The organism is Chryseobacterium sp. C2(2020), from assembly GCF_014218915.1.
GTDB classification, from domain to species: domain Bacteria; phylum Bacteroidota; class Bacteroidia; order Flavobacteriales; family Weeksellaceae; genus Chryseobacterium; species Chryseobacterium mucoviscidosis.
The window spans coordinates 99,786-111,339 of the sequence record NZ_JACLCT010000012.1; the positions used below are offsets into that span (position 1 = coordinate 99,786).

Sequence of the window (11,554 nt, forward strand, 5' to 3'; positions counted from 1 at the left end):
TTCTTTTGAGTGCTTTAATTATTATAGAAACTCACTTTAATATTAGCTTTTGCGACTTTGTGGTTAATCCTGAAATAGTTTAAACAATTTTAATAATCAAACATATTCCAACATCAATTAACATGAATTTTTTAAAAAGAATCACCATTGTAACCAGTATTGCAGCAGCAAGTTACTGCGGATACGCTTACGGACAGGATTTCCAGTGGAAAGAAGCACAGTCGAACGGCTACAGCTATAAATATGTAACCAACGACCCTACCTCAGCAAGATATTACACGCTGAAAAACGGATTAACCGTTATTCTGAGCCCAACGAAAAAAGACCCAAGAATCCAGACTTATATTGCAACGAAAGCGGGAAGCAAAACCGATCCGGCGGATCATACCGGTTTGGCGCATTATCTGGAGCATATGCTTTTTAAAGGGACGGATCAATTCGGATCTAAAGACTGGGCAAAAGAAAAGCCGCTTCTTGACCAGATTGATGCTCTTTACGAAAAATACAATTCTACAACGGACGAAGCAAAGAGAAAGGAAATTTATAAAGAAATCGATAAAGTTTCGGGAGAAGCAGCGAAATATGCCATCGCCAACGAATACGACAAAATGATGTCGGGAATGGGCGCAGACGGAACCAACGCTTTTACTTCGTACGAACAGACAGTTTACACAGAAGATATTCCTGCAAATGTAACAGATAAATTTTTAGCATTACAGGCAGAACGTTTCAGACAGCCGATTTTAAGACTTTTCCATACAGAATTGGAAGCGGTTTATGAAGAAAAAAACAGAGGTCTGGATAATGACGGAAGAAAGGTTCTGGAATCTATGTTTGCCGCAATCTTCCCGAATAACAATTACGGAAAGCAAACGACCATCGGAACGATTGAACACCTGAAAAATCCTTCTTTAAAGGCGATCAGGGAATATTATAACAATTATTACGTTCCGAATAATATGGGGATCATCATGTCGGGAGATTTTAATCCTGATGAAATGATTGGCAAGATCGACAAAGCTTTTTCTTATATGAAAAACAAACCGGTTCCGGCATACAATCCGGGACAGGAAAGTCCGATTATGGCTCCGATTACCCGGGAAGTTTACGGACCAAATCCTGAAAATATTATGATCGGGTTCCGTTTTCCGGGTGCTACTACAAAAGATGCAAGAATGCTGAATTTTATTGGAAGTATGCTTACCAACGGACAGGCGGGATTAATTGATCTTGATTTGGTTAAAAAGCAGAAATTACTGGGTGCTTATGCGTTTCCGTATGTTCTGAAAGATTATTCTGCGCTTTTGTTACAGGGAAATCCTACGGAAGGACAGTCTTTGGATGAAGTGAAGAATTTATTGCTTCAGGAAATCGATAAGCTAAGAAAGGGAGAATTTTCTGATGATCTGATCCAGTCGATCGTGAATAATGAGAAGAAAAATGTAATCCAGAAGTATGAAAAATACACTTCCAGAGCGGAATCCTTGATGGATGAATTTACTTCCGAAGTAGACCATAAAACCCAACTTCAGTATATTGAAGAAATTTCAAAGCTTACTAAAAAAGATATTATGGATTTCGCATCTAAATATCTTAAGGACAATAATTATGTAGCGGTTTACAAAAGAAAAGGAGAAGACAAAAACATCGTAAAAGTAGACAAACCTACGATTACTCCGGTTTCCGTAAACAGAGAAGACCAGTCGCCGTTCCTGAAAAAGATCGACGAAATGCCGGAAGCTCCGATTTCTCCGGTATGGCTGAATTTTGAAAAAGATATTGCCAAAAGCAAAGTAAAATCGGTGGATGTACTTTCTGTAAAAAATACAGACAATGATCTTTTCAGATTATATTATTATTTCGATGCCGGAAAATGGAATAATAAAATTCTTCCTTTGGCAGCGGAATATCTGCAATATTTAGGGACAAAAAATAAATCTTCGGAAGACATCAGTAAAGAATTTTACAAACTGGCTTCAAGTTTCAATGTAAGCGCAGGAAATGAAGAAACCTACGTTACACTGGAAGGTCTGAATGAAAACTTCGATAAAACAGCAGCTCTGTTTGAAGATTTAATTAAAAACTGTGTGGCTGATCAGAAAGCTTTAGATTCTTACAAAGTAAGACTGAAAAAATCAAGAGCCAATGCGAAACAGAACAAAGGTTCTATCATGAGCGGATTGAGAAGTTATGCACAATACGGTCCTCAAAATCCATTTAATAATGTATTGAGCGATGCCGAACTGGATGCCTTAAAAGCAGAAGATTTAGTGAATGTATTGCATGATTTATTCAACTTTAAGCATAAAATTCTTCATTACGGTCCGAAATCAGCCAACGAAGTTGCTTCTTCTTTAACGCTGATCCATAAAGTTCCGGCTTCGCTGAAAGAGATGCCGAAGTCTAAAACATTTACCCAGATTCCTACGGATAAGAATAAAGTATTGTTTGCCCATTACGATATGGTACAGGCGGAAATTTTCTGGGTAAGAAACAGCGATCCTTATAATGTAAGCATTACTCCGACCGTGAATTTGTTCAATAATTATTTCGGCGGCGGAATGGGTTCTGTAGTTTTCCAGACGATCAGGGAGTCGAAAGCTTTGGCTTATTCTACCTATTCTTACTTCTCACTTCCGGGCAAAAAAGAGGATAAAGATATGATTATGGCTTATGTGGGAACTCAGGCGGATAAATTCAATGAATCTACCACAGCCATGAATGAGCTTCTGACAACGCTTCCGAAATCTGATCAGTTATTTGAAACGGCAAAAAGCGGACTGAAGAAAACGATTGCCTCCGAAAGAATTACGCAGGACGGAATTATCTTTACGTATCTGAGAGCCCAAAAGCTTGGAAATAATACGGATATCCGAAAGAATACTTACGAACAGGCTCCAAAACTGACGTTTGCAGACATCAACAGTTTCCACGACAAGGAAATGAAAGGTAAAAGCTACACCTACTGTCTGGTTGCTTCGCAGGATAAAGTAAGTGAAGCTGATATGCAGAAACTTGGTGAAATGAAGAAACTGAATTTGACTGAGATTTTTGGTTATTAATATTAAAAAAGCAGCTAAGATTTAGCTGCTTTTTATTTTTATGAAATCATTTAACAATCCCTTTTAGAGATAATGGAAATATCGTATCAAATTTTGAAACATTTTTATTTGTGATTAGAAAAAACTGTTTAACAGTAATTCCACTATCTTTATACTTATTAGGATCATATTTAGTTTTTATGAAAATTGTGTCGTTTTTGAAATAATTCCCTGCTCTTACATCACTTTCAGTACAATCGCAACCGTCTCTAACACCATATACTTTTAGGCTATCATATTTTTTATTAACATATTTAAAAGTATATTCGTACAAAGGAACTTTGTTTTTATCCAACGTACCAAAATCATGTATTAAAGTACTCTTAGTATCATTAAAAACAATTTTCTCCGAAGTTCTATAAGTGAGTAAGCATAAAATTAGTAATGCTAATAATGCAATAATGATATACAGATATTTTTTATTCATTGTCGCTTTTTCTTTTTTTTACGTAAACTTCCAAGCCTATCATTACGTTAGTAAATGAACTTTTATCTTTAGATAAATTCGGTATTCTTTCCCATTCTTTGCTTTCAGAAAATCTTGCATAAGTTAAATTTTCTTCATAATTGGTAAGTCTTATTGCAGGACCTATTTTTTTGTCTCCTATATTTCCTAACCATTTTACACTTACTAAGACCCCTTCCTTAGGAAAAGGAATATGATAATCCTGAATATTGATTTTTACATTTTCCTTATTTCTATTTTTAGGTGTATAAACTATCTTTTGATTATTCAGCTTTTCCAAAGGTTTTTCTGTTAAAGAATCTATCTTATAAATATTTATTTCAAGGTCAACCAACTTAAATTTTTTATCTGTGTCATGTAAAAACAAAGTTATATTTTTAATGATTCCTTTTTTTTCTAAATTATTTTTAAATTTAAGTCCTAATTCGTAAGTAGATTGTCCAGCTCCGATTAATAATTTAGTATCTGTTTCTTGTTTTAATGCAAAAGAGTAATCTACTTTTTCGTAATCTTTGTCATAAATAATTACTTCTTGGATATTTTTGTATTTTTGTCTTATAGTATCAATTCTTGTTTCTTGAGAATACAGGAATACTGAAGAAAAAATAAATATAAATTGATAAATAATACTTCGATTTTTTTTCATCATTATTTCTTTCTTTTAATATATACTTCTAAACCAATCATGGCATTAGTATATAAATTATTTTTCTTTGAAAAATTTGGACCAAATCCCCATTTAGAGGCATCATTATTGTACCTGGTATAAGTAAGCTTTTCTTTATAATTCGTAAAACGAAGTGCTGGTCCCACACTGTAATCATGATTTTTTGTAGGCAGCCATTTTACAGTAACTAATACTCCCTCTTTTAAAAAAGGAATACGATATTTCTCCACATTTATTTTAGCTTCGGTTCTCTTTTTATTTTGGGGAACATATATAATTTGGTACTTGTTCAACTTTTCTAATGGTTTACCAGTTAATGAATCCATTCTATAAAAGTTAATTTCCAAATCTGTTAAATTATCTTGTGAATCTGTTTTATGTAAGAATAAAATTACATTACGTATTATTCCATTTTTTTCCAAATTATTGTTAAATTTTAAACCTATTTCAAAATTAACATTAGGATTAACCGATTTTAGTCTGAAATTAATCTCTTTTTTTAATGCAAAAGAGTAGTCTATTTTTTCATAATCAGCATCATTAATAATAATGCCTTCAATATCTGTAACTTTTTCAGATAGCGTATCGTGTTCTATTCTTTGAGCATTAACGCTTAATAATAGAAAGAAAAAAAATATTTTTATAATCTTTGTCATATTTTTAAAAGAGGCTTTCTAAGACAGAAAGCCTCATTATTAATTTAGTTAAAACCACTTCCGCAACCGATCAAACGAGGCTCCTCTTCCCATTCAATTGCGCCCCACAAAATGCTATGGGTTACAATTTGAAAATAACATCCATTTGAAAACCAAATATAGCTTCCTTGTTTAGCTTTTACTTGAGTGTTGTTTAAAGATGCACTTGCCATAAGTGCAAAAGCTGACATAATCATTAGCTTTTTCATAAATAAAATATAATTTTTTTTCACCTACTTATTTTGTATAAATCTTCAACAGAGAAAATTTAGACTTTCCTTTCGGAGGCAGGTTTTCGGTTACTTCCTACCTTCATATTGCGCAATATATCTTTATAAAGACTTTATAAAAAGTACTTTATTTTTTATGTATTAATGGCAATTCAGAAAAGTAGAAAAGAGCCATTTGTGTTTTTTTAGGGATTCAAATATAGAATCAATTTTTCATAAAAACGAAAATCAATTTCAGATTATTGTATTTCTTTGGAAATTATTTTTTATGTTAAATAAATTGAAAAATATTAAAAAATCAAGCCAGTGAAAAAATAATTGAAGAACTGAAAGACAAGCTCAATAACTAACTAAAATATACAAAAAAGCCCTGAAATTCAAGACTTTTTTAATTTATAATTATTGCATTTAAGTTGGATCTATTTAAAATCACAAACATCTATTTTCATTATTTAAAGACTAAAATTACTTTTATCAATACTTTTTTATATCAATTGATTTCACAAACTATGAATTCAATTTTTTATTTATAATCAATCTTGTGATTAAGTTCTATAGGATTATTATTTTCTCTTATTATTCTTTTCATCTTATCTGATTGAACTTTCATATCTGGAACAACTGCATTTCCTTTACCATCGTCAACTCTTAAAGGAAGCCCCATAGATTTCATGCGAGCCAAAGGATCAGAGTAGTAATTTTCAGATAGTTTTTTGAATTGCTCCCATGTTAGCTCAGACCCTTTATTTCTGTAATAAACTTTCTCATTTCCATCTTTTATTTCAGTCAAACTAAAACTATAATCGTTTTTCTCATCTGAAATTTTAACAATAAATCCTGGCAGACCTTTAAAAACATAAGGACCATCTTGAATAGGAATTTCAGTAGTAAACCATGCCGTCCAATTTCTACCGCCATAGTTTACTTTTGCTTTTTGAACATCAAAAGTTCCAATTTTATTCTTTTCGGGTAAAATCTCCCAATCAAGCTTTTCATTTATCTTTATAGAAAATATCTCAGAATAGATTGTTTGAATACTTTTTTGAATTTCATTTTCAGATAATTTTTTAACAATATAAAATTGATCTTCAAACCTCATTTTCCTTCCAAAACCCAAAAGATTCAATGCTTTAAGAGAATCAGTTTTTCTATCCTGATCAATTCTAAAAACTGATAATTTACCTTCATTAACATCTAAAAAAGTTTTTTCTAAAATAGTACTGTCTTTTAATGGGTTGGGTCTATATTCAAAATCATATTTAAATAACTTATTCTGACCATGGAAATTATTAAAAAGTATAATAAAAAATAACAGGCTTTTAAAAATTGTATCTTTTTTCATAAAGTAAATATAATAATCTTATAAAACTGAGGCATAAAATTTATGCCCCAATTCTACTTTAACCTCCAAATGGCATACATCTGTTTACCAACTGTCCATTGCATTGAAAGAAACCACAGACAAGACCATATTGACTACACCCATCATCTGTTCCACCTCCTGTTGGGGTACACGTGTCTGCACAATTACCTCCTCTCGTTCCTCCAGGATAGAGTTTCGCTCCACTTACAGACTTCAATTCATTTCTCGAAAGTTTTTTTAAATTTTTCATAATTTGATAGTTTAAAAATTAAAAATTATTTTTGTTACACTACAATTTTTCCGGATCAATTGTCTGATACGAATATGAAAAATTCTTTATACCTTTACCAACTAAGAAATTAATTATTTCAATTAGAAAACTAATTAAATTTAAACATGAATATTGGAACAAAGATCAAAAATTTAAGAGAAGAAAAACATCTTTCACAAACTGAACTGGCTTTTGAATTAGGTATTTCGCAGGGAACTTTACACAACATCGAAAGCGGAAATTCTAAAAAAATAGATTTCCTTTTGATGGATAAAGTTTGTCAGCTTTTTGATAAAGATTTTGAATATTTTTTGGAATCAAAAGTTGTAAATAATGTTCATGAAAATAATGGTCAGGTTAGTTGTGAAGATTTTACGATAAATAACAATTTCCCTGAAAATTTCTTAGAAGAATTCAAAAAACTGGTTGAAAAAAATCAAGCCAATGAAAAAATAATTGAAGAACTGAAAGATAAACTCAATAATTCCAATTAAAAAAAATATAATAAAAGACTTGAAAAACTCAGGTCTTTTTTCATTCATAATCAATTTTATGATTCAGTTCAATGGGATTATTGTTCTCTCTGATTTGTTTTTTAAGCTGTTTTGTCATCTTATTAAGATCGGTCGGAATAAGATTTCCTTTTTCATCTCCCGATTGTATTTTTATATTTCTGGCTTTCAGCTCTGCAAAAGGATCTGCGTAATAATCAGATTGAATCTTTTCAAAGTTTTCCCAGCTTATTACTGTTCCTTTTTTTGAGAAAAATAAACTATCTTTCTCCAGTTTTTTAATCTTTATTAAATTAAAGCTATAGTTTTCCTGATCGTCCGAAATTTTCACAATAATTCCGGGAAGACCATTAAAAACATACGGACCTTCAGGAATGGGAATACTTTGCGTAAACCATGCGATCCAGCTTCTTCCACCGTACTCTACGGTTGCTTTCCGGCATTCAAAATCCTCTATTTTCTTTTTGTCGGATAATATCTTCCAGTTCAGATTTTCATCTATTTTTATGAAATATTTGTCATTAAAAAAGCTCATGAAAATAACCTTTTGGATATTGGCTGTTTCAAGATTTTTCACAACATAAATCTGAGAATTAAAAACCGGGCTTCTGCCTAAACCAAGTCCCGTTCTTTGTATCATGGAGTCGGAAACCCTTTCGCGCTCGCAACGAAAAGCAGATTCCTTTTCAAAAACATCCAAGTAATAAGTTTCGGTAGTAAGGTCGGGTTTATTGGGATTAGGCTTAAATTTAAGATCATAAACAAAAGTCATTTTTTGAGACAGCATCATTGCTGAAAGTATGCATCCCAAAATAAGGAATACTTTTTTCATGAATAATTTTAAAATCATGGTATTTAAATTTACAGCTAAATTAAGATTTATTAAAATTTCATCTATCAGGAAATATGGCTAAATCATAAAAAACATCCTATTCAAAGGCTTTTTTATTTTTATCAGATCAAAAATAATTATAGATTTTATTTATCAAAATCAAATTGTTCGATAGACGAAATATTTCTATATTTGCACCTGAAAATTTAAAATAAAAAAACAGGAAAATTATGTCTTTAGTAGGAAAAAAATTCCCGAATGTAACAGTAGATGCAATGTCTGAAATGGGTGATGATCTTAGAATCAACATCTTCCAGGAAGCTACAGAAAACCAACAGAAAGTTCTTTTATTCTGGTACCCGAAAGATTTCACTTTCGTTTGCCCGACTGAACTTCACGCTTTTCAGGAAGCTTTACCAGAATTTGAAAAAAGAAACACTAAAGTAATCGGTGCTTCTTGCGATACCAACGAAGTACACTTCGCATGGTTAAATGTTTCAAAAGACAACGGTGGTATTGAAGGCGTTACTTACCCGCTTTTAGCAGATACTCACAGACAGTTGGCTAATATTTTAGGAATTGTAGATCAGGATTTCGAATACAATGACGAAGGTGAAGAAGTTTTCACGGGTTCTAACGTTACGTACAGAGCAACTTACCTTATCGACGAGACCGGAAAAATTTTCCACGAGTCTGTAAACGATATGCCTCTTGGCAGAAACGTAAAAGAATATTTAAGATTAATCGATGCTTATACGCACGTACAGAAGCACGGTGAAGTTTGCCCTGCAAACTGGGAAGAAGGAAAAGAAGCGATGAAAGCAGACAGAACTTCTACGGCGGAGTATTTAGCGAAAAACTAAGATAATGTGCTAATTTGAAAATGAGATAATTTGAAAATTGATCACATTGATTATTTAAGAATTATCTCATTTTCTATTTTTCAGCATTTTCAAATTAATAAATTTTCAAATTAAAATTATGTATACAGAATTAACAGAAGATACGCTTCAGAATATTGTAAGCGAAAATGAAAAGGTTGTAGTACAGTACGGTGCAACATGGTGCGGAAACTGCAGAATCATGAAGCCGAAATTTAAAAAACTGGCATCGGAAAACGAAAGCATTCCTTTCCTTTATGTAGATGCAGAAAAATTACCGGAAAGCAGAAAATTGGCAACAGTGGATAATCTTCCGACTTTTGCAATCTTCAGAAACGGTGAGTTGGTGAATCAGGTACAGTCTAATCAGGCAGAAAGTTTAATTAATTTATTCAACGAATTGTAATCATGAAGTTACCGATCATCAGACAGTTTTATCAGAGCCAGACTCCTGAAAATCTTGAAAAAACGTTAGAAGTTTTAGAAAGCTTCACAGAATTCCGAGGAACTACCGAAGAAGATATCAACGTTGCAGGAGAATTGATTACGAATATCTGCGGAGCTTTAGAAGTTCACGCCAACGTACAAAACGGAATGAGCGAGAAAGATGCTTTAAATTCTTTTGCTCAGAAGGTTTTAGGATCGATTGACAGATAATTTTAAACACGAATTTCACGAATGTTTTTTCACGAATAAACACGAATATTTTTAAAAATAGTGTCATTAGTGCTCAAATTAGTGCCATTTGTGTTTTAGTTCAAACACGAATTTCACAAATGTGTTTTCACGAATAAACACGAATATTTTTAAAAATTGTGCCATTTGTGATAAAATTAGTGCCGTTTGTGTTTTAGCTTAAACACGAATATCACGAATGTTCTTTCACGAATAAACACGAATACTTTTTAAAAATTGTGTCACTTGTGTTTAGATCAAATCAAAAATAAAATCCCGATGAAAAGACATCAGGATTTTTTGGGTTTATAAAATTTCTATTATTGAATTAGCTTCTTCTGCTCATTAAAATTCTCAAAATATACCAGAACAAAAGCATAATAGAAGCAAAAAGCTGTAAAGAAGCTCCAACATACTGATCTGTTGTGTAAGAATCTTTCAGTTTGCTTGTCTGATACAAAATCGTTGCAGAAGCCAGAATTACCATTCCTACCGAAAACCAAAGTCCAAGATCGAATCCGAAAATCATTCCGCCAACGATTAATCCCAGAGAAATAAATCCTCCGATTACAATAATATTTCTAAGGAAAGAAAAATCTCTTTTTGAAGTAAACGCTACAAAAGAAATCCCTGCAAACATCGCGATGGTTAACATTGCTGCCTGATAAATGATTGATCCGCCAAAATTCGCTACTGCAATGTAGATCATCGGCATAAAAATTAACGCTTCAAGCAAAATATAAAATCCCAATCCCATATACTGGACTGATCTGCTTTGCGAAAGAGACCATTTATTCGCTAATACAGAAGCCAGCCAAAATACTCCGATAATTAATAACCAGACATATCTTCCACCAAACATTAACCCAATAACTTCAGGCGGAACGGTTTTTAACAATACGGTTTCCACTCCAATAAAAGCAAGAATCGCCAAAGCAACGTGCAAATACGTCTTTTTATAAAATTCCGCCTTTTCCACTTCTTTGGCATGTGCCACTAAAACATCTGTCATCATAGTTTTTTATTTTTTAATATGTTATTCTAATCTTTTCATAGGTTTTATTCCTATAATTTTTCCGCTATCCTCAAAAAGAACGGTGATCATTTCTTTGGGTGGGGAAACGTCTTCTTTATATTTAAACTGAACCATCAGATATTGGCTTCCATCATTTACCAACTGAAACCCCGTCATAAAAATATCAATCTGCTTATCAAAATGAATGTTTTCGGCTAAAGTTTTAAGCATATCATCCGTTGTGGAACCAGCAATTTTTTCTGAAAGTAAATCTCTTGCTCCGGTAAAATCAGAAGTTTTAAGCTTTTCAAGAAATTTAAGGAATTCAATAGTGTATAAATCTATCTTATCTTTTCCTAACGCATTTCCATCATCTTCTTTTCGCTCATTTTTTACATACAATCTAATCTTATGAGTGGGAATAGTGGTAACCATTCCGTTTTTTTCATAATATTCAGATAAAGTGATATCGGAATTGATGTTTAGAGAATTATTAACATTCCATTCATCGCTTCTTTCAAGTCCGTCGTCAGAATTAATTAATTCCAGTTTCTTTAAATCGCCTCTCTGTGTACTTTTGCCATATTTTTTCGAAACCTCACTAATAAGCTCTTCATATTTCTTTATCATGGCTTTATTAAAGCTCACAGGTTTCTTCACATTTTCGCCTTTATCAAAATTGTAAACATCCCATTCATAAAGAATTTCCGTAATAGCAGAATCTGTTTTATAGGCTTTGTAAAATACCCGAAGGTTTGGAATTTCCTTTTCTTTCCTTTCAAAAATAACAGGCTGAAGAACGGGCTCGAAAGAAATGTACTCTTCATCTGTCTTGACAATTTTGCT

14 protein-coding genes are annotated in these 11,554 nt (G+C 32.2%); 5 read left to right on the forward strand and 9 right to left on the reverse strand.

All coding sequences use genetic code 11. The features are described 5' to 3' along the window. The first annotated feature begins 122 nt into the window (after positions 1-122). The gene (locus tag H6W52_RS09145) at positions 123-3,062 is read left to right on the forward strand and encodes a M16 family metallopeptidase (protein WP_116099556.1); all 2,940 of its coding nucleotides are present in this window, start codon (positions 123-125) and stop codon (positions 3,060-3,062) included. Positions 3,063-3,108: 46 nt separating this feature from the next. Here the strand turns inward: H6W52_RS09145 and H6W52_RS09150 are convergent, their stop codons facing one another. The 6 genes from H6W52_RS09150 to H6W52_RS09175 all read right to left on the reverse strand — a co-directional run bounded on the left by H6W52_RS09150 (position 3,109) and on the right by H6W52_RS09175 (position 6,772). Beyond that, positions 3,109-3,528, reverse strand: a complete 420-nt coding sequence (locus H6W52_RS09150; RefSeq protein ID WP_116099557.1) for a DUF1573 domain-containing protein — start codon at positions 3,526-3,528, stop codon at positions 3,109-3,111. Further along, on the reverse strand, positions 3,521-4,216 hold the full coding sequence (locus H6W52_RS09155) for a hypothetical protein (RefSeq protein ID WP_116099558.1): 696 nt from the start codon (positions 4,214-4,216) through the stop codon (positions 3,521-3,523). The genes H6W52_RS09150 and H6W52_RS09155 overlap by 8 nt, the downstream gene beginning before the upstream one ends. Further along, positions 4,216-4,890: a hypothetical protein gene (locus H6W52_RS09160; RefSeq protein ID WP_116099559.1), complete on the reverse strand. Its 675-nt coding sequence runs from the start codon at positions 4,888-4,890 to the stop codon at positions 4,216-4,218. Before H6W52_RS09160 ends, H6W52_RS09155 begins: the two co-directional genes overlap by 1 nt. A gap of 44 nt (positions 4,891-4,934) precedes the next feature. Beyond that, a complete protein-coding gene (locus tag H6W52_RS09165) occupies positions 4,935-5,138 on the reverse strand; it encodes a hypothetical protein (protein WP_116099560.1) in 204 nt (67 codons plus the stop codon). Between the two features lie 544 nt (positions 5,139-5,682). Beyond that, the gene (locus tag H6W52_RS09170) at positions 5,683-6,501 is read right to left on the reverse strand and encodes a GLPGLI family protein (RefSeq protein ID WP_116099561.1); all 819 of its coding nucleotides are present in this window, start codon (positions 6,499-6,501) and stop codon (positions 5,683-5,685) included. Between the two features lie 58 nt (positions 6,502-6,559). After that, the gene (locus H6W52_RS09175) at positions 6,560-6,772 is read right to left on the reverse strand and encodes a bacteriocin-like protein (RefSeq protein ID WP_116099562.1); all 213 of its coding nucleotides are present in this window, start codon (positions 6,770-6,772) and stop codon (positions 6,560-6,562) included. Between the two features lie 146 nt (positions 6,773-6,918). Between H6W52_RS09175 and H6W52_RS09180 the strand changes: the two genes are divergently transcribed. Continuing rightward, the gene (locus H6W52_RS09180; protein ID WP_116099563.1) at positions 6,919-7,287 is read left to right on the forward strand and encodes a helix-turn-helix domain-containing protein; all 369 of its coding nucleotides are present in this window, start codon (positions 6,919-6,921) and stop codon (positions 7,285-7,287) included. Positions 7,288-7,327: 40 nt separating this feature from the next. On the opposite strand, the gene H6W52_RS09185 is transcribed toward H6W52_RS09180, so the two are convergent. Beyond that, entirely contained in the window at positions 7,328-8,137 is an 810-nt protein-coding gene (locus H6W52_RS09185; protein ID WP_157967276.1) for a GLPGLI family protein, read from the reverse strand. Between the two features lie 230 nt (positions 8,138-8,367). Between H6W52_RS09185 and H6W52_RS09190 the strand changes: the two genes are divergently transcribed. The 3 genes from H6W52_RS09190 to H6W52_RS09200 all read left to right on the forward strand — a co-directional run bounded on the left by H6W52_RS09190 (position 8,368) and on the right by H6W52_RS09200 (position 9,675). Further along, the gene (locus H6W52_RS09190; protein ID WP_076390398.1) at positions 8,368-9,000 is read left to right on the forward strand and encodes a peroxiredoxin; all 633 of its coding nucleotides are present in this window, start codon (positions 8,368-8,370) and stop codon (positions 8,998-9,000) included. Positions 9,001-9,118: 118 nt separating this feature from the next. After that, complete coding sequence (locus H6W52_RS09195; RefSeq protein WP_108410035.1) at positions 9,119-9,424, forward strand: thioredoxin family protein; 306 nt, start codon at positions 9,119-9,121, stop codon at positions 9,422-9,424. A gap of 2 nt (positions 9,425-9,426) precedes the next feature. Next, complete coding sequence (locus H6W52_RS09200; RefSeq protein ID WP_116099565.1) at positions 9,427-9,675, forward strand: DUF6952 family protein; 249 nt, start codon at positions 9,427-9,429, stop codon at positions 9,673-9,675. A 346-nt stretch (positions 9,676-10,021) separates the two neighbouring features. Here H6W52_RS09200 and H6W52_RS09205 read toward each other — a convergent pair whose 3' ends face one another. Both H6W52_RS09205 and H6W52_RS09210 read right to left on the reverse strand, forming a co-directional pair. Beyond that, a complete protein-coding gene (locus H6W52_RS09205; RefSeq protein ID WP_116099566.1) occupies positions 10,022-10,708 on the reverse strand; it encodes a Bax inhibitor-1 family protein in 687 nt (228 codons plus the stop codon). A gap of 21 nt (positions 10,709-10,729) precedes the next feature. After that, on the reverse strand, positions 10,730-11,554 hold an 825-nt coding region (locus H6W52_RS09210; protein ID WP_185216653.1), incomplete at its 5' end, for a hypothetical protein.

Excerpts from the sequence above, each read along its gene's own strand:
- H6W52_RS09200 (WP_116099565.1), top strand. The coding sequence starts at position 9,427 with ATGAAGTTACCGATCATCAGACAGTTTTATCAGAGCCAGACTCCTGAA.
- H6W52_RS09155 (WP_116099558.1), bottom strand. The coding sequence starts at position 4,216 with ATGATGAAAAAAAATCGAAGTATTATTTATCAATTTATATTTATTTTT.
- H6W52_RS09150 (WP_116099557.1), bottom strand. The coding sequence starts at position 3,528 with ATGAATAAAAAATATCTGTATATCATTATTGCATTATTAGCATTACTA.
- H6W52_RS09145 (WP_116099556.1), top strand. The coding sequence starts at position 123 with ATGAATTTTTTAAAAAGAATCACCATTGTAACCAGTATTGCAGCAGCA.
- H6W52_RS09190 (WP_076390398.1), top strand. The coding sequence starts at position 8,368 with ATGTCTTTAGTAGGAAAAAAATTCCCGAATGTAACAGTAGATGCAATG.
- H6W52_RS09205 (WP_116099566.1), bottom strand. The coding sequence starts at position 10,708 with ATGATGACAGATGTTTTAGTGGCACATGCCAAAGAAGTGGAAAAGGCG.
- H6W52_RS09180 (WP_116099563.1), top strand. The coding sequence starts at position 6,919 with ATGAATATTGGAACAAAGATCAAAAATTTAAGAGAAGAAAAACATCTT.
- H6W52_RS09170 (WP_116099561.1), bottom strand. The coding sequence starts at position 6,501 with ATGAAAAAAGATACAATTTTTAAAAGCCTGTTATTTTTTATTATACTT.
- H6W52_RS09160 (WP_116099559.1), bottom strand. The coding sequence starts at position 4,890 with ATGACAAAGATTATAAAAATATTTTTTTTCTTTCTATTATTAAGCGTT.
- H6W52_RS09185 (WP_157967276.1), bottom strand. The coding sequence starts at position 8,137 with ATGAAAAAAGTATTCCTTATTTTGGGATGCATACTTTCAGCAATGATG.
- H6W52_RS09175 (WP_116099562.1), bottom strand. The coding sequence starts at position 6,772 with ATGAAAAATTTAAAAAAACTTTCGAGAAATGAATTGAAGTCTGTAAGT.
- H6W52_RS09195 (WP_108410035.1), top strand. The coding sequence starts at position 9,119 with ATGTATACAGAATTAACAGAAGATACGCTTCAGAATATTGTAAGCGAA.
- H6W52_RS09165 (WP_116099560.1), bottom strand. The coding sequence starts at position 5,138 with ATGAAAAAGCTAATGATTATGTCAGCTTTTGCACTTATGGCAAGTGCA.